This is a genomic window from Rhizobium sp. ERR 942 (assembly GCF_007828395.1).
Classification (GTDB): Bacteria; Pseudomonadota; Alphaproteobacteria; order Rhizobiales; family Rhizobiaceae; genus Rhizobium; species Rhizobium dioscoreae.
The window spans coordinates 1-22,679 of the sequence record NZ_VIUA01000019.1; the positions used below are offsets into that span (position 1 = coordinate 1).

Annotated in this window: 21 protein-coding genes; 13 read left to right on the plus strand and 8 right to left on the minus strand. The window is 58.7% G+C overall.

Annotation, left to right across the window (positions count from 1 at the left end):
- Window positions 1-7: 7 nt before the first annotated feature.
- Window positions 8-283: a hypothetical protein gene (locus FBZ97_RS34595; protein WP_156090780.1), complete on the minus strand. Its 276-nt coding sequence runs from the start codon at window positions 281-283 to the stop codon at window positions 8-10.
- A 415-nt stretch (window positions 284-698) separates the two neighbouring features.
- On the opposite strand from FBZ97_RS34595, the gene FBZ97_RS33740 reads away from it, so the two are divergent.
- Window positions 699-1,163: a hypothetical protein gene (locus tag FBZ97_RS33740; protein ID WP_145324554.1), complete on the plus strand. Its 465-nt coding sequence runs from the start codon at window positions 699-701 to the stop codon at window positions 1,161-1,163.
- Between the two features lie 661 nt (window positions 1,164-1,824).
- Here FBZ97_RS33740 and FBZ97_RS33750 read toward each other — a convergent pair.
- From FBZ97_RS33750 to FBZ97_RS33770, 5 genes are all read right to left on the minus strand, one after another.
- Complete coding sequence (locus tag FBZ97_RS33750) at window positions 1,825-3,129, minus strand: PDDEXK nuclease domain-containing protein (protein WP_145324558.1); 1,305 nt, start codon at window positions 3,127-3,129, stop codon at window positions 1,825-1,827.
- Between the two features lie 237 nt (window positions 3,130-3,366).
- Window positions 3,367-4,110 (minus strand): GntR family transcriptional regulator, encoded by a 744-nt coding sequence (locus FBZ97_RS33755; protein ID WP_145324560.1) that lies wholly within the window; start codon window positions 4,108-4,110, stop codon window positions 3,367-3,369.
- 167 nt (window positions 4,111-4,277) lie between these two features.
- The gene (locus tag FBZ97_RS33760; protein ID WP_145324562.1) at window positions 4,278-5,408 is read right to left on the minus strand and encodes a sugar phosphate isomerase/epimerase family protein; all 1,131 of its coding nucleotides are present in this window, start codon (window positions 5,406-5,408) and stop codon (window positions 4,278-4,280) included.
- 67 nt (window positions 5,409-5,475) lie between these two features.
- The gene (locus tag FBZ97_RS33765) at window positions 5,476-6,330 is read right to left on the minus strand and encodes an amino acid ABC transporter permease (protein ID WP_145324564.1); all 855 of its coding nucleotides are present in this window, start codon (window positions 6,328-6,330) and stop codon (window positions 5,476-5,478) included.
- A gap of 5 nt (window positions 6,331-6,335) precedes the next feature.
- On the minus strand, window positions 6,336-7,265 hold the full coding sequence (locus FBZ97_RS33770; protein ID WP_145324566.1) for an ABC transporter substrate-binding protein: 930 nt from the start codon (window positions 7,263-7,265) through the stop codon (window positions 6,336-6,338).
- Between the two features lie 569 nt (window positions 7,266-7,834).
- Between FBZ97_RS33770 and FBZ97_RS33775 the strand changes: the two genes are divergently transcribed.
- Genes FBZ97_RS33775 through FBZ97_RS33800 form a run of 6 tightly spaced genes read left to right on the plus strand, consistent with a single transcriptional unit; the run spans window position 7,835 to window position 13,810 of the window.
- Window positions 7,835-8,947: an ABC transporter ATP-binding protein gene (locus FBZ97_RS33775; protein WP_145324568.1), complete on the plus strand. Its 1,113-nt coding sequence runs from the start codon at window positions 7,835-7,837 to the stop codon at window positions 8,945-8,947.
- A gap of 47 nt (window positions 8,948-8,994) precedes the next feature.
- The gene (locus tag FBZ97_RS33780) at window positions 8,995-10,038 is read left to right on the plus strand and encodes a PotD/PotF family extracellular solute-binding protein (RefSeq protein WP_145324570.1); all 1,044 of its coding nucleotides are present in this window, start codon (window positions 8,995-8,997) and stop codon (window positions 10,036-10,038) included.
- A 10-nt stretch (window positions 10,039-10,048) separates the two neighbouring features.
- Window positions 10,049-10,879, plus strand: coding sequence for an ABC transporter permease (locus tag FBZ97_RS33785; protein WP_145324572.1), 831 nt, complete (start codon window positions 10,049-10,051; stop codon window positions 10,877-10,879).
- The gene (locus FBZ97_RS33790; RefSeq protein WP_145324574.1) at window positions 10,869-11,687 is read left to right on the plus strand and encodes an ABC transporter permease; all 819 of its coding nucleotides are present in this window, start codon (window positions 10,869-10,871) and stop codon (window positions 11,685-11,687) included. The genes FBZ97_RS33785 and FBZ97_RS33790 overlap by 11 nt, the downstream gene beginning before the upstream one ends.
- A gap of 34 nt (window positions 11,688-11,721) precedes the next feature.
- On the plus strand, window positions 11,722-13,146 hold the full coding sequence (locus tag FBZ97_RS33795) for a Xaa-Pro peptidase family protein (RefSeq protein ID WP_145324576.1): 1,425 nt from the start codon (window positions 11,722-11,724) through the stop codon (window positions 13,144-13,146).
- A 1-nt stretch (window position 13,147) separates the two neighbouring features.
- Window positions 13,148-13,810 (plus strand): flavin reductase family protein, encoded by a 663-nt coding sequence (locus FBZ97_RS33800; RefSeq protein WP_145324578.1) that lies wholly within the window; start codon window positions 13,148-13,150, stop codon window positions 13,808-13,810.
- 138 nt (window positions 13,811-13,948) lie between these two features.
- On the opposite strand, the gene FBZ97_RS33805 is transcribed toward FBZ97_RS33800, so the two are convergent.
- A complete protein-coding gene (locus FBZ97_RS33805; RefSeq protein WP_186449599.1) occupies window positions 13,949-14,965 on the minus strand; it encodes an AraC family transcriptional regulator in 1,017 nt (338 codons plus the stop codon).
- A 304-nt stretch (window positions 14,966-15,269) separates the two neighbouring features.
- Here FBZ97_RS33805 and FBZ97_RS33810 point away from each other — a divergent pair, with 304 nt between their 5' ends.
- The 5 genes from FBZ97_RS33810 (at window position 15,270) to FBZ97_RS33830 (ending at window position 20,727) form a co-directional block, all read left to right on the plus strand.
- Window positions 15,270-16,709: an APC family permease gene (locus tag FBZ97_RS33810; RefSeq protein ID WP_145324582.1), complete on the plus strand. Its 1,440-nt coding sequence runs from the start codon at window positions 15,270-15,272 to the stop codon at window positions 16,707-16,709.
- 70 nt (window positions 16,710-16,779) lie between these two features.
- On the plus strand, window positions 16,780-18,729 hold the full coding sequence (locus tag FBZ97_RS33815) for a primary-amine oxidase (RefSeq protein ID WP_145324584.1): 1,950 nt from the start codon (window positions 16,780-16,782) through the stop codon (window positions 18,727-18,729).
- Between the two features lie 86 nt (window positions 18,730-18,815).
- Window positions 18,816-19,511, plus strand: coding sequence for a sulfite exporter TauE/SafE family protein (locus FBZ97_RS33820; RefSeq protein WP_113420973.1), 696 nt, complete (start codon window positions 18,816-18,818; stop codon window positions 19,509-19,511).
- Between the two features lie 542 nt (window positions 19,512-20,053).
- The gene (locus FBZ97_RS33825) at window positions 20,054-20,308 is read left to right on the plus strand and encodes a type II toxin-antitoxin system Phd/YefM family antitoxin (RefSeq protein WP_113352359.1); all 255 of its coding nucleotides are present in this window, start codon (window positions 20,054-20,056) and stop codon (window positions 20,306-20,308) included.
- Window positions 20,305-20,727, plus strand: coding sequence for a type II toxin-antitoxin system VapC family toxin (locus FBZ97_RS33830; protein ID WP_145324586.1), 423 nt, complete (start codon window positions 20,305-20,307; stop codon window positions 20,725-20,727). Before FBZ97_RS33825 ends, FBZ97_RS33830 begins: the two co-directional genes overlap by 4 nt.
- Window positions 20,728-21,009: 282 nt before the next feature.
- Here FBZ97_RS33830 and FBZ97_RS33835 read toward each other — a convergent pair whose 3' ends face one another.
- The gene (locus tag FBZ97_RS33835; RefSeq protein ID WP_246661947.1) at window positions 21,010-21,648 is read right to left on the minus strand and encodes an alpha/beta hydrolase; all 639 of its coding nucleotides are present in this window, start codon (window positions 21,646-21,648) and stop codon (window positions 21,010-21,012) included.
- Between the two features lie 234 nt (window positions 21,649-21,882).
- Between FBZ97_RS33835 and FBZ97_RS33840 the strand changes: the two genes are divergently transcribed.
- Window positions 21,883-22,679 (plus strand): SDR family NAD(P)-dependent oxidoreductase (locus FBZ97_RS33840; RefSeq protein WP_145324588.1); only part of this gene is annotated, 797 nt, incomplete at its 3' end.

The following is a 22,679-nucleotide window of genomic DNA, read 5'->3' on the forward strand; positions in this document are numbered from 1 at the left end:
CGCGCTTTTATGTGTCGGCCTGTTGATCGGCGCGGGTGCTGCTGTGTCGCAGCCCCGATGACGAACATGACGAAGCCGGAGGTCCAATCATCCGTCCAAACGGTCCGTTATCATCATCGTCGTCATTAGCACCGGCCACGACATCATCGGCAGTGACCGCGGTCACGACCGGCATCAACGCGGCACCCGCATTGTTCAAATGGATGCGGCGGCTAACACCTGGCGTGTCGGCACGTAACTGCTCGATCTCTGCCTTGCTAAAAGTCTTTATTTCTATTGTCATGCGGGCATTTTAGGATCGAATGTTAGGTTAAAGTAACCAGTCCGACTCGAAGCGCGCTGCAAACTGAAACGGAGCGCCACAATCGGCGATATTGCGCTCCGCCGGTTGGAGACTATGGAGCCGTATGAGCGCAACGGGCAAGGCCGAGAGGAGGCGTCAGCCGTCTGGTCAACCGGGATAATTCCACGGCAGTTTCTGCCTAGCTAACCGGAGAGGGCAGCTTCGGATTCTAACAAAGATACCGAAGCGGCTTGCGGCCCGCCGAAGTATTCGATGGCGTTGACGGGCGTGTACTTCAACATCGCGCAGGGGCAGGACTCGTGGCGATGCGTCCCCAGTCCTGGAGGCGACCGAACATGATCTCAACGCGACTGCAACACCAAACTACGTCCCAGTGTCGAGGATCTCGCCGCCGATGAAATTGAGCGCGTCTTTTCAGATTTATTCGCACGGCCCGCCCGCCCGCAGTGTCGATATCGATCGCCTTCGGGAGGCTTATGCGGAAATACCGGCCGGCTATCTCGATATGATCACACAGATGACGGATGTCGTGCTTCTTTGGAAGCGAAGGGGAGAACTGCGCGTGTGGGGGCCGGATGATGTTATCGCAATGGATCAGGCATACGGTGTATCGGCCAGGATTCCGGGCGCGATGCCCTATGCTGACAATGGCGGCGGTCAGCTGTTGGTGCACGGCGTTGGAGTGGAGGGGCTTGCGACCTATCTTGTTGATGCCGGATCGCTATTCCTAGACGATGATGCGTCGTTCGTAGCGCCCGATCTCGATACCCTGCTGAAAACCGAGCTAGGGGCCGAAATTGTTTTCCAGTCGGATGAAGTGCCTGACGACGAGGCAGGAGGGCCAGTGGCACAAGCATGAAAATGATCCCCGTCATGAGCAATAGGCGGGCAACCTCACTTGGCGACAACCAGGCTTGGACACCGAGCTCGGCCTCGTCGTTGAGTATCCGTTCTCCTATCCGTGCCGCATGATAGTAACGACTGACGGGAGAAGAACGGTCACGCCAGCCGGTGCTCTGAAGGAGACACCTACAAAGCGGACGGGTGATGCGCTATACGAGCTCGTTGGCAATCAAGCCCCGCGACGGCTGCGCGATGTTCGAGAACGTCATGCGCGGTACCATAGCGAATCATTCTCGGAAATCTGCTCTTATTGCGGAAAATTCGATATGATTCATGGACGCTGCTGCCCCTCATGCTAGCCACCAGGGCAGAGCCGCTCCCTTCTTTTGAATTTTCTCACCGTTTAGGTCCTCAGTTAGGTTAGAAGTAGTCATCCAAACAGGCCTGCAAACCATGGCGATTAGTCAGCCTTGAACATGCACATCTATCAGTCCGTCCTTGGCTCCAGATCGGCAATCTTGGAGCGCAAGTTATTGTGCCGCTTATAAAAATTTGCACAAATATATGCTGCTTGAACGACAGGGTCGGCGGTTCGCATACCTTCAAGAGCAAACAAGGTGAACGATAGGACGTTATACGTTCCAACCCTTAAATTAGCTCGGGGGAGGTGTTTTGCTTCACGGCAACTGTCTATGGCGGATCGCTCGGAGCTCGGCAAGGAATGCTGTCGCAGTTTCGGTTGCTTCGGAGGCATCGGCAGGCGCGACATCCAATCCGTGGGCGGCGCGGTTCATGATCTGCAGCGCGCTCCTAAACCGATCTGCGGCTTGGGGAAGCATATCAAGTCGCTGCAATTCCGCTAGCATTGGTCCAAGAGCAAGCGGACGCTCGGCTTCCGTCTGATCCGCCACAAGCAGCCGGATTTCACGCTCAACCTCGATGCGTAGCTTCACAAGCGTCATCAACGGGAATTCGCGTGCAAATTCCGCCTCTGTCGGTAGCTCTGTCTGCAACGGCTCGGGAAGGGCGGCAGAGAGCCGGTATTCGGCAACCCCCATCGGTTTTGTTGAGTCTCGAAGCGCGTATTCGACAATCACCTCATTCTTCCCCTTGCACAGGATGATACCTATGCTCGGAGCATCGGACTCGTGACGGAGCTGGTCATCGACCGCGGAGAGATAAAAGTTCATTTTCCCGGCAAATTCGGGCTTAAAGTCCTCGATCTTCAATTCGACGACGACGAAGCAACGCAACCGCAAGTGATAGAACAGAAGGTCCAGATAGTAGTCCTGGCCCCCAACCTCGAGTGGATGCTGGCTACCGACGAACGCAAAGCCTTTGCCGAGCTCAAGGATCAGAGAACGTAGGTGCTCGAGCAATCCCTGCTCGAGTTCTCGCTCCGACATCGCAGGACCGAGAGTGAGAAAATCAAAACTATACGGATCTTTGATCAGTTCCTGGGCGAGTTCAGACTGCGGCGCGGGCAGGGTTCGAGCGAAATTGGTCAGAGCCTTTCCCTGCCGGCGACGAAGCCCGCTTTCAATCTGATGCACGAGGACGTTGCGACTCCATCCATGATCTACTGCCTGCCGGGCGTACCAGAGACGCTCTTCAGCGTCTTTCAGCATCTCGATGAGCTTGACGTTATGGCCCCAGGGCAAATGTGCAACAAGCTGTTGCACGATTTCCTCGTTTGGGAATGCCTCAGCAAAGGCACGCATATATTTGAGGTTTCGCGGCGAAAGGCCAGTCATTTCTGGAAAATCGCGGCTGAGGTCTGCTGCCAGCCGATCAATCACGCGGGTTCCCCAACCTTCCGCTGTCTGGCGGGCCAGGATGTCACGGCCGATGCTCCAATAGAGCATAATCAGTTCTCGGTTAACGGCAATAGCGGCCCTTAAGCGAGCCGCTCGGATTCTTTCCTTGAGCTCTGCGAGTAGGGATACATAGCTACCGTCTGGTGCAGGGATAAGCGTCGCCATATCGTGAGTCTTTACCAGCTGCCGCCCCAAAAAGCTTCATTTCATTTAAATAGGGGCCGAGCGATTTATAAATTGGTGGAAAGACAATAGATTTCCGTAAAAAGATGGAGTTCCGGTTCAAATCCGTTCAACTGCAAAAAGATCGTGTAATAGTCGGTCGGTGGTTCACTTCGTTTCAAAGCGGACACGAGCACTTGTGTTATTAAGGAACCTCACTGTCCGCCTTGGCCGACAAGCTTAGGAAAAGTTCTCAAGCACGGCCATAAACGTGTGCCGATCGCCTTGTCCCTCGGTCAGGCGCACCCGTCCCTCGATGTCCGCGAGATGGTGATCCATCAAATCCTGTGCCTTGCTGAGGTCTTTCGCCTTCAGGGCCGCAACGATCATACGGTGGTGATCAGCGCCACAGTCATCTTTGCGGTCTTCCTCGTAAAGCGACATGACGAGGGACAGGCGGGCGACGATCTTGGCGAGCATTTCCGTCAACACCGAATTGCCGGCGAGATCGGCGAGGACGATGTGGAATTTTCCCGAGAGCACCGTCTTTGACTTTTCATCTCCGTGGAGATGGATGTGTTCTTCGTCGTCCGTCAGCCTTTGCAGCGCGTCGAGTTGGTCTGTCGTCGCGCGGGCAATGACGAGTTCGAGCAGCATCCGCTCGAGCTTTCGCCGTGCCTCGAACAGGCTCTTGGCCTGCTCGATGCTCGGCTCTGCGACGAAGGTTCCACGGTTTCGCTTGCGTTCCAGCAAATGGTCGCTTTCGAGCACGCCGAGCGCGCCACGAACTACGGTTCGGCTGACCCCAAAATGCTCGGCGATTGCTTCTTCGAGGATCTTGGTCCCCGGCTTGAGCGCCCCTTCACCGATCGCCGCCGCAAGCGTGTTGCGGATGCGTTCGGAAACGTCGTCATTGTCGCCGGTATCCGCCGCGCCAGTGGCGGTCGTGGACGGTTTCAGGCTTTGACGACGTGTCTTCTTCATCGTTCCTCTCCAGGCTCAGCGGCAGTTTCCGAATCACACTGGAGCCGTGCATATCCGATATCTGTGCGCCGTAATTTTTTCCATAAGAATGTTTATGCGCAACTCGGTGTTTCCACTACAAGTGTGTGACGGTCGGCGGTTGCCGAAGCAGCCTCCGTTTCACGCGATCAGGCCGCCTTCTTATCTGCCGTTGCCGAATTCAGTGAGATGTCCCTATCCTTGCAGATCGCCTCTATGTGTCGGGCCGACTGCTTGATGAAGGTGATTGCCTCGTCGAAGCCGTAGGACTGATGTTCGTAGGTCGGATAGCCATACTGGCTGGCTTCGTAGGTTTCCCAGTCTGGAACCTCGCCGGAGGCGACGCGCTCACCGTAGGCGTCGACCAATGCCATGTAGGCCTCGAGCTCTTCGGCTGTCAGATCGGGATGAGCGGCGCGCCAGATCGGATCGCCGATTTCGATGCACTGCCGCGGATAAGGCGTGCGCGGCTTATCAGCGACGGAGGCTGCAACCTCCAGCGACAGGTTCAGTGCGGGATTTGCCTCGGCGAGGATCGGAAGAATCGCCTCGAAGTCGACAATACCGCCGCCGACGGGGCGGGTCTGGAAGTCGAGGCCGCGGGGTGCGCGGCCGACATACGCGTCCTTGATATGCGTCTGCCGTACATAGGGCGCGAGGCGCTTTGCCGCGAAGACCGGATGTTCGGCCCGCTGGAGCCCATTGGCAGTGTCGAAGACGGCGCCAACACAATCCGGGCCGACCTTCTCGATCAGCCGCAGGATCTCGAAGGAAGTGATTTCGTCATGGGTCTCGATGTTCAAGTGCGCGCCATGGGCGCGGGCGACCGGCGCCAGCTTCTGCAGCACCTTCTCGATACCGATCAGCTGTTCTTCCCAGGTGATATCGGTCCGGAAACGGTCGTTGGCGAGACGGCCGCGATATTCGGGCTTGAAGTTACCGGGCGCAACCCAGAGTTCGAAGCAGCCAATGGCGGCGCTTGCCTCGATCATCCGTGTGAAGCCTAAGATGATGTCGCCGCCGCCGGCGGCTCTGAGGGCCGGCTCCTCTGCGCTGCAATAGGGATTGATCTTGCCGACCCCGCTTTCGAGGTAGAGCCCGAGCTCGTCGGCTTTGGCCCGGATGTCCCGCAACTCGCCGATGTCGAGCGTCAGGCTCATGTCCAGCGCGGTCGAGAAGAAGATGCCGGAAAGCCTGAGCTCCTTGACGAGGTCAAGGCAGCCGAGAGGGCCGCGCTTCTTCGATTCCGGCAGTTTGATATTGTCGATGCCAAGCTTCATGTCATGCTCCTTGTGGTGTTCCTTGCAGGCCTCGCTGCTCTGCCGAGGCGCTTTTGTTGACCGGTCTTCAGCCGCGTTTCACCGTGCGGTATTTGGGCTGCAGGCTCTTTTCGAGATAGTGCTGGCCGATCGACGCCACCGTCGTGATCGCGAGATACCAGATGGAGGCGACGAACAGCAGTTCGATCACCAGGAAGTTGCGCGCGTAAATTACCTGCGCCTGCGTCAGCAGATCCTGCATGCCGATGACGGAGACGATGGCGCTTGCCTTCAGCATGCCGATGGCCTGGTTCCCGGTCGGGGGGACGATAAGACGCGCGGCCTGCGGCAGAATGATCGTCCGGAATGTCTGAGCAGGCTTCAATCCAAGTGCGGTAGCGGCCTCCCGCTGTCCGCGGTCAATGGCAAGCAGGCCACCGCGGATGATTTCCGACATGTTGGCGGCCTCATGGAGCCCGAGCGCCAGGAAGCCTGCAAGGGCTGGTGTGACGAGGTCGTTGATCGAGATGCTGTAGTGTCCCACTCCGATCTGCGGAATGAAAAGCGCAATGTTGAACCAGAGGAAGATCTGGACGATCAGCGGTACGCCGCGAAACCACCAGACGAAGCCTGCGGCGATCGTCTTCAGGACGATGTTTGTCGACGTTGCCATGATGGCGAGAAAGCAGCCGAGGCCTATGCCGAAGACCATGGCGCCAGCCGTCAGCTCGAGCGTTAGAAGCACGCCACGCAAGATGGAGGGATGCACGAGATAGCGCGGAATCGCGGACCATTGGACGCTCTGGTTCTGCGCGACGACGCTGCCGAGGAGGATCAGAACAAGGATCGCTATGGCGCCGGTTGCCAATTGCCCCCATTTGATCGACCGCATGGCCGATGGCGGCAGGCTCATTGTCGTTGTCTGCGTGGTGAACAGTGCCATGAGGTTCACTCCGCCGGCGCGCTGGCGGCGTCGTTGACCTTGACGGTCTTTACGGCGAGCGGACCGAGGCCCCACTTATTCATGATCGCCGCGTAGGCGCCGCTGTCGACCATCTGCTGCAGGGCTGCGGCTACGGTGTCGCGGAGTTCCGGATTATCCTTTGACGTCAAAATGCCGAGATAGCCGACGGCGAGACGGATATCGGGAAGCGCCTGCAGGCCTTTGCCGTTGCCAGTCTGGTGTGCAGTCGTGTAGACGCTGGTCGCGTAGCCGTTGACGGTGGCGTCGGCACGCCCGGTTCGCACCGCCTGCAGCACGTCGGGCATCTTCGGGGTCGCCATGATGTCGATGGGCGTCCTGCACTTCGCCGAAGCGGCTTCGACCATCTTGCCCTGGAAGGTGCCAACCGGAACGGCGACCTTCTTGCCGCAGAGGTCTTCCATGCTCTTGATGCCGAGCGGGTTGTCTTTGATCGTCATGATCGTGGTGGCGTCATACATGTAGTCGATCACATCAACCTGCTTTTCCAGCTCGACATCGTCATTGATGCCGGAGATCGTCATGTCGAAGCGCCTGGACAGGATAGCGGGAACGATGGCAGCGCCCGCTCCGACATCCGTTATTTGGACATCGACGCCAAGGATGATCCCAAAGGCCGCGGCGATATCGGCGTCGATGCCAACAAGTTTACCGTCATCGTCGTGGAAGCTGATCGGCGGCGTCAGATCCGTCGCTACCTTCAGAACGCCCGATGCCTTGATCGAAGCGGGAAGGCCATCAGCAAGCTTCTTCGTCAACACCACGCCGGGGAGCTTGGCAACGTCAGCCTCTTCCATCTTCTGAGCCGCGCTCTCCGCCGCGTGAGCCGACAGCGCCATGAGGATAATGAGCGCACGCGCGACGCCGGCCTTCAGATTTGTCTGCACGTTCGTCATGGGATCCCCTTTGCTTTAACGGGCGAACTCTCTGGGATCATCGAAGCAATCGTCATGCCAAATGCTTCATTTGAAACTTAAACTATTGAAAATATGTGGTAATTTCTGCGCCATTATCTTGCGTACTAAGTTTCGAAAATAAATACGAATAGTTGTTCGAATTTAAACTGACTAAAAAATCACCTCTTGGCCGTTATTCTGGGCGTGGGTTTGCCCAAAACCCATGTCGACCCCTGCCACGGTTGCGCGCACCATTGCGGCCTTCTCTCAAATCGTCATTGCCTGCTGAACTGAGGCCGTCGGCGGCCGATAAATAGGCAAATGCATCCGGTGTGCGTTATCATGATGTCGAAACTTTAGACAAACATGGTGTCGAAAATTAAGGCGTAATTACAGCATTATAAAGTTGCGAATATTGATAAATCAAAATTACATTGATGATATCAGTGACTTGGCATTTTCACCCGCTTCGATTCATCAAACTGGCACAGCCTTTGCAAATCTCCTTTGTATGTACATGCTCCAGTGTCGGAGCGCTTGTCACCACCACGCGAGATCAGGGAAGCCACATGCTGGACATCGCAAAGACTACCGATCGCAAGCGGCTCAGTGTTCGGGGCGTCACTCATAGCTATGGCGGGCAAAATGCCGTCAGCGACATTTCCTTCGACGTTGAAGCCGGCGAGATCGTCGCGCTTCTCGGGCCGAGCGGCTGCGGCAAGTCGACGGTGCTGAGGGCCATCGCCGGGCTCATCCAACCGAAGTCGGGCCGGATCGTTCTGGGCGACGACGACTTGGCCAATGTTTCCGCCCGCGCTCGCGGGATCGGCATGGTCTTCCAGAATTATGCGTTGTTCCCGCATCTGACCGTCGCGGAAAACATCGCTTACCCGCTTACATGCCAGAAGGTGCCACGCGCGGAGCGGAACGCACGCGTTGTCGAGATGCTTGCGCTTGTGCAGCTCGATGGTTACGGCAACCGCCTGCCGCGCGAATTGTCGGGTGGCCAGCAGCAACGTGTCGCCGTTGCGCGCGCGATCGCGGGCCGCCCCTCGCTCCTACTTCTTGACGAACCCTTCGGCGCGCTCGACCGGGCACTCCGTTTCGACCTGCAGGTCGAGCTTCTACATCTCCAGAAGACGCTTGGCATCACGACGCTGATCGTCACCCATGACCAGGAGGAGGCCCAGAGTCTCGCCAGCCGGCTGGTGCTGATGAATAAGGGGAATGTCGAGCAGATCGACACGCCGATGGCCGTCTACGACCGGCCAAAGACTTTGTTCGTCAATACGTTCATCGGTCAGGCCAATCTCCTGCAAGGGGTCGTTGCGGAGCTTGGTGACGACAACACCGTGATCGCGCTGAAGAGTGGCCAGAACCTCGTTCTGCCGCGCCGTCTGAGCTTCACCAAGGGCTCTCGCGTCACGATCACCTTCCGGCCGGAAGAGGTCCGCCTGATAACGCAGTCGGGCGTGAATGCGCTTGCGGCCCGTATCGCCGTTTCCGTGCCGCTAGGCCCGACGTTGATCCACGACCTCATCCTGGATGATGGCGCGCGTCTGCGCGCCTCTGAGCTTCGCGGCCCCGGCACGGCCATTCCGGAGATCGGCGCCCAGATTTTCGCAGAGATCGATAGCCGCAGGTGTCATGTTTTTCCGGCCGAACCGGAAGGCATCCAGTGAGTGCCAATGACCGAATGACATCAACGACAACCAACAGAGGTGACAGCATGAACGATTTCAGAATGACCCGCCGCCATTTTGGCTTCCTCGCTGCTGGTGTTGCCGTCGCTTCGGCAATGCCCTTCGCCGTTCGGGCGGCCGTGAGCGAGACAGCCATAGCTGCGACTTTCCCCGGAAACTGGGAAGACGGCTATCGCACCGTTCTCACGCCGATCGTCAAGGAGGCCGGTTACGGTCTAACGATCGCTCCGTCGATGGCGCAGGACCAGCTCGCCAAGGTCATGGCGAGCCCCGGTAACCCGCCCTACGACACGTTGCTGATGTCGCCCGGCCAGATGGCGGTCGCCATAGACAACGACATCATCCAGAAGATCGACCCCAGCCGTCTCAAGAATTGGAGCATGCTCGATCCGGCCTTCCAGGGTGAATACGGCCCGACCGTAACGATCGAGGTCAACGGCATTGCCTACAATCCCGATCTCGTGCCGCGTCCGAAAGGCTATCGTGATCTGTTCGAAAACCAGGCTTACAGCGGCCTCGTCTCCTGGACCGGTTTCGGCTCCAACACCGCTGTCATGGCCTATACGGAAATTGCCAAGATTTTCGGATCCGGCCCGAACGACATGGAAGCTGTGTTCAAGCTGTTCAAGGAGCACCCTGAACACCTGAAGGGTGTCGTCGACAGCACCAACCATCAGATGACGCTGTTCCAGCAGGGCGAAATCGCCGTCTTCATGTGCTCGACGGGCAACGTCGCCCGCCTGAAGTCGATGGGTCTCAAGGCGGAATATGTCGCTCCCGACACCGGCGCACCGGCAGCCCCAGTCAACATCCACCTCACCAAGGGCGCAAAGAACCTCGATGCGGCCTATGCCTATATGGATGCAGCCATTTCCGCTGCTGCGCAAGATAAGCTAAAGCTGCCGCCGACCGAGATGTTTCCTACCAACAGGCAAGTCGCGCTGACGCCCGAGATCGAGGCCTATGTGACGCGCGAGCAGCTTGGCAAGATGGTCTATCCGGACTGGGTTGCCATCAACAAGAACCGGGCCGACTGGATTAGACAGTTCGACGCTCTCGTCGCAGGCTGAGGAGATCGCGATGAAGGCGAGCGGTTTTCCGTACGTTGCCCCAATGCTTGTACTGTCGGTGGCGTTTTTCGCGACGCCGCTCGCCGTTCTCGTCGGCTTCAGCTTCACCGGTCCGGGCGGGGCCACGCTGGCCAACTATGGTCGGTTCTTTGGGGACGCGTTCAACTTTCGCGTCCTCGTCAACACGGCGCGGCTGGGCCTGGAAACGGTTTTCGCCACGACGCCGCTCGGAGTGCCCATCGCGCTTCTCTACTGGCACAGCGGCAAAACGGTGCGCCAGATCATCATCTTCCTGACGCTCATCCCAATGCTGACCAGCAATGTGGTACGCACCTTCGCCTGGATTGTTATCCTCGGGCGGCAGGGACCGATTAGCGAGGCCCTACTCGGGCTCGGGCTGATTGGCCGGCCGATGACCCTGATGTTCACTGAACTCGGCCTCGTCATGGCCATGTGCCAGATCGACCTACCGCTGATCATCCTGCCGCTGGTCGCAATCCTTTCCCGCACGCCGGTGCAATATACCGAAGCCGCTCAGGTGTCCGGCGCAGGTCCCTGGCGCATCTTCGTGACCGTACTAATCCCGCTCATGCTGCCGGGTCTGCTCGCCGGTTGGATCTTGGTATTTGCCAGCACCAGCAGTTCCTTTGTCACCCAGGCCATCATCGGCGGCGCGCGCAACGTCTATGTCCCGCAGCTCATCTATCGTGAAGTTGGCACCTTGTTCGATTGGCCGCTGGCCTCGGCGATCGCCGTCGTGCTGCTGCTGTCCACCGGTTGCCTGCTCGTCGCAATGACCATGATTTCCCGCCACAGGAGGCTTATCGGCCATGGCCAATAGGCGCGAGAACCCCGTCCCCACTCTGCTCTACAAGCTCTTCGTCTTCGGTTTTGGCACTTTTGCCGTGATCTATCTCGTCGCGCCGATCGTCATCGCCCTGACGATGTCCTTCACCTCGGGCCAGACCCTGAAATATCCGCCTGAAGGCTTCTCGCTTCGCTGGTACGAGGCGCTGCTCGATCCAGTCCGTTCGGCAACTGAACATGCGGCTGCCTTCAATTCGCTGAAGATCGCAGGTCTTGCGGTTTTGGGTTCGCTGCTCTTTGCCGTGCCCGCCACCATCGGCATGAGCCAGATGCGCAAGAATACGGTCGGCGCGATCGAACCTTTGCTTCTATCACCGCTCGTCTTGCCGAGCCTCGTCTACGGGCTGGCGGCACTGATCGTCGCCAATTTCATTGGTTTCCAGCCGTCGCTCTGGCTGACCGTCGCCGGTCATGTCGTGGTCTTCGGACCGCTGATGTACCGCGCCGCTTCCGTCGTCGCGCAGGGGCTCAATCCGTCACTCGCCGAGGCATCGACCGTGATGGGCGCATCCTGGTTCACCACGCTTCGCCGTGTGACCCTGCCGCTGCTTTTGCCTGGCATTCTCGCCGGCGCGTTTCTCGTCTTCATCCAGTCGCTGGACAATGTCTCGATTTCGCTCTTCCTCGCGGATGCCCAGACCACAGTCCTGCCGCTTCGCATGTTCGCGCTGCTCGAGGAATCCCTCGACGTTCGCGTGGCCGCGATCTCGGGCATCCTCATCGGCCTCACCCTGATCGTCATGCTGGTCGCCAGGCGCGTTCTCGCGCCGCGGCAGGCCTGAGCAAATTCAGGAATAATCTGGAAGGAAACACCCCATGACCATTCGCGCCAATAAATCAGACTCCTATCGTGTCGGCTCGCTGTTGGCCGATTTCCAGCCGGACTTCGAGTTCGACACGCCTCTGCCTCTGCCGGTCGAGGAGTTCGAGGATCGACTGCGCCGCATCCGCCGCCAGGCCGTGGAAGCCGGGCATGATGCACTGATCGTTCACACCGGTGGTGTCGGCTGGTTCCACACGTCGAACCACTATCTGCGTTATATCTGCGATTGGATGCGCGAGGGTGTGCTGATCATCCCGACCGATTCAGACAAGCCGCTGACGCTACTTTCCTTCTTTACGCAGTCGGTGCTACTGCCGCCGGGCGGTGAGCCGGTCCTGGTCGAGGACATTTGGCAGATCGGCCCGATCGGGCGTGAATATGCCGACCGTCCGGGCGACAGCGTCATCAAGACCGCCGAGAAATGTGCCGAACTGCTGGTTGGCATGGGCTTCACGAAGGGGCAGATCGGCCGCATAGGCGACCGCACCTCGCTGACCTTCTGGGCAGCGCTCGACGAGCTCATGCCGAAGGTCAAGTTCATCGCCGACAACACCATCCTCGACCGGATGCAGAAGGTCCGCTCGCCGCGCGAGATCACGATGTTTCGCGCTGCCGCTCAACTGATCAGCATTGCGACCCAGGCGGCCTATCATGTTGCCAGACCGGGCATTACCGACCATGAAATCTACGCCGCATTCACTCAGGCGCAGCTCACTTATGGCGGCGAGACCGGCGATGGCTACCAGATCGGCATCAACGAATTCGGCACCCATTGCGGCAAGCCATATGGTCATGTCGTCCGGCCGGGCGATCTGATCAACCTCTATATTTCCAACGTCACCTATCGCGGCTATACGGCCCAGACCGCGCGCATGATCGCGGTCGGAGCGATCACTAAGAGGCAGGAAGAGGTGCTGGCAGCCTGTACCGAAGGTGTCAGACGCGCCGAAAAGCTCATCCGGCCTGGCGCCCTCATGCGTGATATCAACAATGCCGCCTTCGAGCCGCTGATCGAAGGCGGTATGCTGACATCGCCGGAAGCGCGCAGCATGCCTTACAACTGGGCCCCGATGGATGACGGCAGCGCACGCCTCATTCCGCGCCAGTATGTGAAGGACATCGACTGGGAGGCGCAGGGCCGCAAACTCATGCATGTCTACCCGGCAACGCATGGGCCACATAATCCCAATCTCGGTCACTCGGTCGGCATGGCGGGTGGACAGAACAGCTTCAACATCTCTTCCCACAATTACGACCGGATGGAAGAAGGCATGGTCTTCGTTCTCCATACCCAGTGGCTGGAGCCGCTGTCCGCCGGCTGCAATGTCGGCGACATGTATGTCGTCACCAAGGACGGGTTCGAAAACCTCTCCCGCCACACCCCGCTAGAAACCCACCGTATCGCTGCCGAGGCCTGATATGTACGAGCACACCCATTTCGACTTTTCCAGCCTGGATGAGCGCGAGCGCTACAAGATCCTGATTGGCACCGTGATCCCGCGCCCGATCGCGCTGGTGACGACCGTCAGGAAGGACGGCCAGCCGAACGCCGGTCCGTTCAGCTTCTTCAATGTTCTGACTCACGATCCGGCAATCGTCGCCATCGGCGTCGAGAACTACGCCGACATGCGCTTCAAGGATACGGCTCGCAATATCCGCGAGACCGGCGAGTTCACTGTCCACATCTGTGACAATGCTCTCGTCGATCAGATGGAAATCTGCGCCATCAAGTTCGGCCCCGAGGTAAACGAGATTGAGGAAGCCAGCCTTGCCACCGTGCCCGGACAGATGGTCCGCAGTCCGCGAATTCTCGCAGCCCCTGCAGCGCTGGAATGCCGCCGCCATGCGACCCTTCAGGTCGGCCCGGCCCGCGAGATCATTCTCGGCGAGGTCGTCGGCGTCTTCGTTCGCAGTGATGCGGTCGATGCCTCTAATCTTTATATCGATCAGCAGATGATGGACGCAGTCGGTCGCATGGGCGGCCACACTTACGCTCGCACTCGCGACCAGTTCGATATCAAGACGATGACGCCGCAGGAGTGGGAAGGCCGAAAGAACACCTCAAAGACGGCAGCGGGATGACGAACTTAAGCCGTTGTCTCTATAGCTACAAAGACTTAGATAGCGGGAAAATGAACAGTGCACGGGTCGCAGGTTCTGCTCCCTTCAAGAGCGCGGTCGATAACCGTCGTCGCAATATGCGCCCCAGAGAATGATTTGTTAAATGACGCAGCGCTGACGGTAGCCAACAGGTGTGTCGCCGGTCAGGTGTTTGAAGCTGCGGCAAAAGGCGCTCGGCTCGCTATATCCAAGATACTGGCTAATGACCGGGATCTGCAGGCTGGTCGAAGCTAGCATGCCGCGTGCGATTTGCATCCGCACCGAGTTACGAACGTCGGCATAATTGACGCCAAGTTCCGATAGCTTGCGCTGGAAGCTTCTGAGGCTCATGCCGAAATCATGGGCGGCATCCTCAATGTCGATACTTGCTGAGCGACAAAGAGCGGCAGTAATCCAGGCCTTGATGCTGGTGATGAGGTCAAGACGCGCATCCTTCCCATCGATCAGATCGGCCAATTCGGTCTCCAGCCGCGCCTGCAGACGAAAATCATGCTTGTCGAGCGGCCGGTCGAGATGTCGTGCAGAAAAGAAAATTGCGTTCTCGCGCCGTCCGAAACGCACCGGACAGGCAAAATGTGATTGATATGTCGCCAGATGCTCGCCAGGCAGATGCTCAAAGTCTATGCAGGAGGGCCGCCAGCCATCGCCAATGGTCGCCTCCAGCATCGAGCAGAACACCATCTCCGTGAAGACCGCATCCTGTACGCGATGGCGGATCGTGGTGTCTTTGATCGAATAGGAGAAGCGCGCCAAACCGTTCTCAACACCGAGTGCTGAGTTCGTGTTGCTCTGCACTGCCGGGAAATAGCGGACGAATTTCTCGATTCCCTCACCGAGCGTCGGAGCAGCATGGAACACACGGGCGACCGTGCCGAGACCATCGAATTTGAAGACTTTTCCGAGACTAAGCGCCAGCAGCGGATCGCTCTTCTCTTCCGCCGCGATTTCCAGGATGGAAGTGAAGGTCGTCAGCGGCAGGAAATGCTGGGCTTTCAAGAGAGCGTCGTCGCTGATGCCGACGCGGGCTGCGATCGTCTGGCGATCCATTCCACGACTGTCGATCGTCGAAAGGACGCCATCGATCACCGATGCAGCTATGACCCCAGAAGATTGCACGGCGTTTTCCCCTCCGGTCTCACGCCGGATAAGGGACCAAAGCAAGATGCATGCCAGTTCACCACTGTGCATGCCTCTCGCGAACGCGGAAATTTTTGGCGCAAAATGTCAATTACAGTCCAGCAACTTTTGCGCACCATCAAGCCAAAGAGAAGAAAGTTCACCGTTGCGAAAACATCGGCCGGGCAAGCGCTTGAGGCGATTACCGGATGCATTCGTTTGTCGGCGCGGCGGCGAGTTTGGCTTCCGACGAAGGTGCGCAAAACACCTTCGACCACAGCGATCACTTCGAAGGAGGCATTGCATGTCTACGATGGACCTGAACCGCAACAATCAGTTGAGACGCAACGCGGTCGGCGTCTCGCACATCATATTCTTTGTGATCGCCGCTGCAGCACCGCTGACGGCGGTCGTCGGCGCCTCGCCGGCGGCCTTCGCCTTCGGTAACGGCGCGGGCGTCCCGGCAATGTATCTGCTGGTCGGAGTGCTCTACCTGTTCTTCAGCGCCGGCTTCACAGCGATGAACCGCTTTATGGGCAGCGCTGGCGGCTTCTATCCCTATGTTGCTACTGGTCTCGGCAAGCCTGCGGGCGTTGCCGGCGCCTTCGTGGCGCTCGCAACCTATAATGCCATCGACATCGCGGTGTTCGGCCTGTTCGGCTTCTTTGTCAACGACATCGTCAAATCCGCGGGCGGCCCCGACATTGCCTGGTGGGTCTATGCCGCGCTTCTGGGCGTTGCCGTGTTTTTCTGTGGCATCCGCAACATCGAATTCAGTGGCAAGCTACTGGGCTATTGCATGGTGGCCGAGATCGCTATCCTGCTGCTCCTGAGCGCTAGGGTGCTCGTGAACGGCGGCGGACCGGAAGGAATCGTGTTCGCGCCATTCGGACCCTCGGCGATTATAGGACCTGGGATCGGCGTTGCCCTGGTGTTCGTAGTTGCCTCCTTCATCGGTTTCGAAGCGACAGCGATTTTCGGCGAGGAAGCACGTGATCCGAAGAAGACCATTCCCCGCGCCACCTATCTCGCAGTGATCATCATCGCGATGTTTTATGCCTTCGTCACCTGGTGCATCGCGCTTTACTACGGCCCCTCCAAGATCGCCGCGGAGGCCACCGCCAACACTGCAACGCTCTATCTGACCGCCGTACAGACGCTGCTCGGGCCTACGGCCGGCATCGTGCTCAACGCGCTCCTGATCACCAGCCTGTTTGCCTGCGCGCTGTCGTTCCATAACACGATCAACCGTTACTTCTTCGCCATCGGCCGCGAGGGGCTCGCCTGGACCGGCTTTGCCAAGACCCATGATGCCCACCAGTCTCCCTATGTCGCGGGCATGATCCAGACGCTGATCGTCTTTGTGCTCATCGCATTCTTTGCGCTTGCCGGCCAGGACCCTTACGCGGTCGTATTCGCCTGGATGGGCGCCTTCGCCTCGATTGGCATCCTCGTGCTGCAGATCATGGTTTCGCTGGCGGTCATCGGCTTCTTCCGCCCCAATAACCGCGGCGTCGGCCTTTGGCACCGACTGATCGCGCCCGTCATCAGCGGCATCGGGCTCGCTGCCTGCCTCGTGCTGATGATCTCGAACATATCGCTGGTAAGCGGATCGGAATCGTTGATAGTCGAGATGTTCCCGCTCATCGTTGCCCTAATCGGCGTCCTTGGCGCGGTCTTCGCCGTGTGGATACGCGCCAACCGTCCGCTGGTCTACGCCAATCTCGGACGCGCCTTCGAATAGGCCGTTGCGCCGGTCGCCGGTCGCTGCCTGGCCGCCGCATAGATGTTCAACAAAATATATGGAGTTACCGATGCTGGATCATATCGATCATTGCTGTGCAACCTCGCGAGCCAAAGGAGCCTCTGTCAACGCGGCCACCATCCATCCACTCGAACCGCTGACGCCGGACGAGATCCGCAAGGCCGCCGAGATCGTCCGGCGCGACCCGCCCTATGGCGTCGACACCCGCTTTGAAACCATCCAGCTTCTGGAGCCCAGCAAGGTAGAGCTCCGCGCCCGGCTTGCCGGCGGGCCGATTTTGCGGCGTGCGCGCGTCAACGTCTTTAGCGCTGCCGCTGTCAGTGTCACCAAGATGATCGTATCGCTCGACGACGAGAAGATCATCTCGTCCGAGACCTTGCCGGGCAAGCGGCCGATGATCCAGCTTGAACAGTTCCTCGGCATCGAGAGCATCGTGCGCGCCAATCCCGAGTTCATCGCCGCCTGCGCCAAGCGTGGGATCACCGAGATGGAAAAGGTCTGCGTCGATCCTTGGTCGGCAGGGAATTTCAGTGTACCCGGTGAGGAGGGCCGGCATCTCTGCCACGTATTCGTCTGGCTCAGGCTTCGCGAGAACGAAAATTTCTACGCCCATCCGATCGAGGGGCTGAATGCGGTGGTGGACCTGACCACCAATGAGGTGATCCGCGTCGACGACTACGGCGTCGTGCCGGTGCCGATGAAAGAGGTCAACTACGAACACCAGTTCCTGACCGAGTTCCAGCCCAAGGCAAAGCCGATCGATGTCGTTCAGCCGGAAGGTGTCAACTTCAGGTTCGATGGCCACAGGCTGACCTGGCGCAACTGGTCGCTGGTGGTCGGCTTCAACGCCCGCGAGGCGCTGACGCTGCACGACATCTCCTTCGACGGCCGGCCGATCGTGCACCGCGCTTCGATCGTCGAGATGACGGTGCCCTACGGCAGTGCCGACAATGGCCATTTCCGCAAGAACGTGTTCGACATCGGTGAATACGGCATCGGCAAGCTCGCCAATTCGCTGTCGCTCGGCTGCGACTGCCTCGGCGTAATCAAGTATCTCGACGTCACCCTGAACACCATGGACGGCGAGCCGTGGACGATCGAGAAGGCGATCTGCGTGCACGAGGAAGATTCCGGTCTGCTCTGGAAGCATATCGATTTCCGCAGCGAACGAGCCGAGATCCGGCGGGGCTCCAAGCTGGTGATCTCGACGATCTGCACTGTCGGCAACTACGAATATGCGCTCTACTGGTATCTCTTTCTCGACGGCATGATCGAGTTCGAGGTCAAGGCGACCGGCATCATCAACACTGCGGCCTGCATTCCCGGCCAGCCGGGCAAATACGGTCGCGAGGTCGTGCCTGGGGTGATCGGCCATATCCATCAGCATATTCTTTGCGCCCGGTTGGAAATGGCGGTGGACGGCGACGCCAACAGCGTGGTCGAGTGCAACACCTACGCCGAGCCGCTCGGCCCGGCAAATCCTTACGGCAACGCTTTCTACGAGCAGGAGACTGTCTTTGCGCGCGAAAGCGAGGCTGCCCGGTGTGCCAATCCGGCGTCGCATCGCTACTGGAAGGTCATCAATCCCAACAAGATCAACTATGCCGGCTCGCCGGTGGGTTATCGGCTGGATGCAACGCATTGCATAACACCCTTCGTGCATCCGGATTCCCCTTCGGGCAAGCGCGCCGGCTTCGTGCAGAACCATCTCTGGGTTACGGCGCTTGATCCCGAGGAGCGATTTCCCGCCGGCGAGTTCATGAACCATTCGGATGGCAGCGGCGGGGTATCGGATTTCATTAAGAAGGATCGGCCGATCGAGAATACCGAGATCGTCCTCTGGCACGTCTTCGGTCTGCATCATCCGGTGCGGATCGAGGATTTCCCCGTCCAACCCTGCGTGACCACTGGCTTTAAGCTGATGCCGAACGGCTTTTTCGACGGCAATCCGGCGATAAACCTGCCGCCGGAGGTGAATGCCGCGAGTTGTAACGCCTAGAGGGGCTGGCTGGTTGCGCTTCCGCTCAAGGGACAGTTGCCGACAATATTCTGCCGAGGGAAGCCTGAGATGGATGCGCAAAAGCCATGCATATTGATGTCATTCTGATGAGCGGCTTGCTGCTGGGTTTTGCCGGCAGCGCCCATTGTGCCTGTCTCTGCGGCGGCATCGTCTCGTCGCTGATGCTGGCGCATGCGCCTGAGAACCGCCGCTCAGGCTCCTTCTTGATGATCCAGTTCGGCCGCATATTGACATATGCAGTCGCTGGCGGAGCTGTGGGCTCGACGATGGAGATATTCGGTCAGCTGTTGCGATTTTCGGGCGGGCAGGAGGTACTGCGGCTGATCGCCGCCGCCGCACTTGTCTGGTCGGGGCTTTCGATCGTCGGCATCCTGCCAAAGATCCGCCGACTAGACGGTGGGATCATGGGTATGATCGGCCAAATGCCAGCGGCCATCTCGGGGTCCTTCAACGCATCGGCACCACTCGTTGCCGGAATCTGCTGGGGGTTGGCGCCCTGTGCGATGGTCTATAATGCGCTGATGACGGCGATGCTGACCGGCTCGATGGCCGGCGGCGCCTTGTTCATGACCGGCTTCGGGCTTGCAACTATTCCCGCCGTTGCGGCTGTCGCCGCCGGCGCGGTGATGCTGACTGGGTCACGAACTGCGCGCTGGCTAGGTCCGGCCCTGCGGCGCGGGGCAGGGCTGACACTCGCAGCCATTGGTGTTCTGAGCGCGACATTCCCGGCCGCCTCGCTTGCGAGCCTTTGTCTCGGCTGAGGTATGTGCTGGTGGCACCGTAAATTCAACCGGTAGACGAGCTATCACTCGCCTATGAGCGAAGCGTGCAACAAAAATTCACCGGCGTTTGGCATCTTCTTTGAAATTGCCGGTCTGTATAAGCGATATTTCCTAAGGCAGCGGCCGCTTTACAAGCAAGACAATAAATTAGAATGCAGGTGACGCCTCTTTCCGGCAGCGCAGATGGAGAAAGAGCCTAGGGCAGATAGCGGTCGCCCGCGCAGTTGTCCGGACGAACGCTCTCAAGCCAAACAATATCATGTTCGCCTATCCTCTACTTAGAGGCGTTGCCGTTGTTCGTCCCCCCAGGTCGCTTCTTATTTCATGTCCACTCCTGCAAACTCTCATCCCTGAAACTGATAGAAAGGCTAAAGCGTTACACACGTGGCGTAGCCGATCCGTGCCACATCAGGAACTTACCCTTCTGGGCCAAATCTCTTCAAGACTTCAGCCGACGGTACTATTGCTTAAAAATCAGTGACGCTCTATATGTAGGTACTTACCTACGTGGAGGTTCGCCTATGAGCATGACGAGTTTGTCCAGCAGAGAAGTCAATCATGACGTCAGCAAAGCTAAAAAAGCTGCTCAGAACGGTCCTGTGATAATCACAGATCGCGGCAAGCCATCGCACGTCCTAATGACCTACAGTGAATTCGAACGTTTGTCAGGGAAACGCAGGAACCTCGTTGACGCGCTCGCTATGCCCGGCCTTTCGACTATTGAGGTGGATACGCCTAGAGCCAAAATCGCGGCACGCGAGGTCGATCTGTCTTGAAGTACTTGCTCGATACGAACGTCGTTTTCGAACTGCGCAAGGTTGGGGATGGCAAAGGAGATGCAAATGTCACGCAATGGGTTGCCTCGCAGGATGCCAGTGAACTCTTTATCTCCGCTATCACGGTGCTGGAGATCGAACGCGGTATCTTGAGCGTTCAGCGCCGCGATGCGTCACAAGGCGCCCGATTGCGAGAATGGATGGATAGCCGCGTTCGCCCGGAATTTGTGGATCGCATTCTGCCCATAGATGATGCCGTCGCCACGCGCTGTGCTCATCTTCATATTCCCGACCGCCGCAACGAGGCTGATGCCTTGATCGCTTCAACGGCGCTAGTCCATGGCTTGACTGTCGTCACGCGGAATATCAAAGATTTCGATGGAACTGGTGTGATCATCGTTGATCCGTGGCAGGGCTGAACTTCCAGGTACAACCGAGGAAGATATAGCTCAGGTGCAGCAACGGGTGCACCGAGAACCTTATCACGTGCTTGGCTTTTGGTTGAAGCAGATCGACGGTTCGATTCTATTCAAGAGCAGGGTACTTTGAGTAACAGCTGTAATGGAACAAGTTCGAGCCCGCGGCTCCGACAGGGGACGCACTCTTCACCGTGGAGCGGAGTTTCGCACTGCCGACGTCCAGGTGGCAACGTGATTGGCAACGGTGATGACATCTTCGGCGGCTTGAACCTGGAGTCGGCTTTACCCTTTGAGGAAGATCGTCAGTTCCCGAGCCACTGTTTCCGGATCTTCCCGCTGCGGGAAGTGGCCAACGTTCTGAAGGACGATCCTGTCGAAGGGACCTGAAAACCTCTTGTGGAGGTCTTCGGAAAGTTCCGGCGGATTGACGCCGTCCTCCATGCCCTGAAAGTAGAGCGTGGGAAGTGAAAGGGATCGCGTCTCCCTGATGCGGTCCTCAAGCCAGACGCTTCGTGGATCGGGCTCGGCTTCACCCCACCGAACTCTGTAGCTGTGGAGGGTAATGGCCACCCACTCCGGATTGTCGAAGGATCTCGACACGGTGGCGAAGGTCTCCTCGTCGAACCAACCGTCGGGGCTCCAGTTTTCCCATTGAATCCGTGCGAACCCGCGCGGATCCCTCTTGATGGCATCGGCGCCGCGCTTCGTTGCCATGAACCAATGATACCAATAGCGCTGCGCCTGCCGAAAGGGCGGCGTCTTCAGCCCGCCAAAGCGCGGCAGCGAGGAAAGAAGCGCCATTCTGTCGACCCGGTTCGGCCATCCGATGGCGAGCGCTTCGGCGATGTTCGAACCCCAGTCGTGACCGACGACGGAGAACCGTTCGATCCCGAGACCGTCCATCAGGGCGATCGCGTCCATCACGTGGAGGCGTCGTCGGGCCATCCGTGCAGCAAGAGAACGGGATCACCATGGTGTGCTCCGCATTCTTCGAAAGCAATCCGCAGGTCGTGAGTGTCGAGGTGCGGCATGGCGATCTCCTGGTTCGATCCAACAACACAGAAAGGCGGCACTTGGTTCCGACACCTGGAACATTGCAGCGTCACCTGAGTTGGTACCCTGGGCAGTCGCGCCCGGCATGCCGAAGAGGCAATGATGAGATCCCAGCACCCATTTCCGATCAGCCGACGATCCGTCCTTGCGGCGGCAAGCACGATGCTCGCGGCCTCGGTCTTTCCCAGCGCCGCCTGGTCGGCTTCGAACATGCAGGAGAACACGCATATGGACGATCCAACGACGAAGTACCCGAAGCCGCCGTTCCAGAAGCAGAGCCAGCCGTTTCCCGGCCTTGCCGGCAAGATGAACCCAAAACCGGATCACGGGGAGACCTCCTACAAGGGCTCTGGCCGTCTCGTCGGACGCAAGGCCCTGATCACCGGAGGCGATTCCGGTATGGGACGCGCCGCAGCCATCGCCTACGCTCGCGAAGGCGCGGACGTCGCCATCAACTATCTTCGGGACGAAGAGCCCGATGCGAAGGAAGTTATCGCGCTTATCGAGAAGGAAGGCCGCAAGGGCGTGGCGCTGCCCGGCGATCTGCGTGACGCCGCCTTCTGCGAAAAACTGGTCGACGAAGCAGTCAAGGCGCTGGGCGGTCTCGACATCCTCGTGAATAACGCCGGGCGGCAGCAGCAGGCCCAGTCGATCGACGACATCACCTACGAAGCCTTCGACGCGACGATGAAGACCAATATCTACGCGACGTTCCTCCTGACGAAAGCCGCCCTCAAGCACATGAAGCCAGGATCGACGATCATCCAAACGACGTCGGAGCAGGCCTATGACCCCTCGGCTAATCTCGTGGACTACGCGATGACCAAGGCGGCAATGATGAACTTTACCAAATCGATGGCGAAGCAGCTCGGTCCGAAGGGCATTCGCGTGAACGGCGT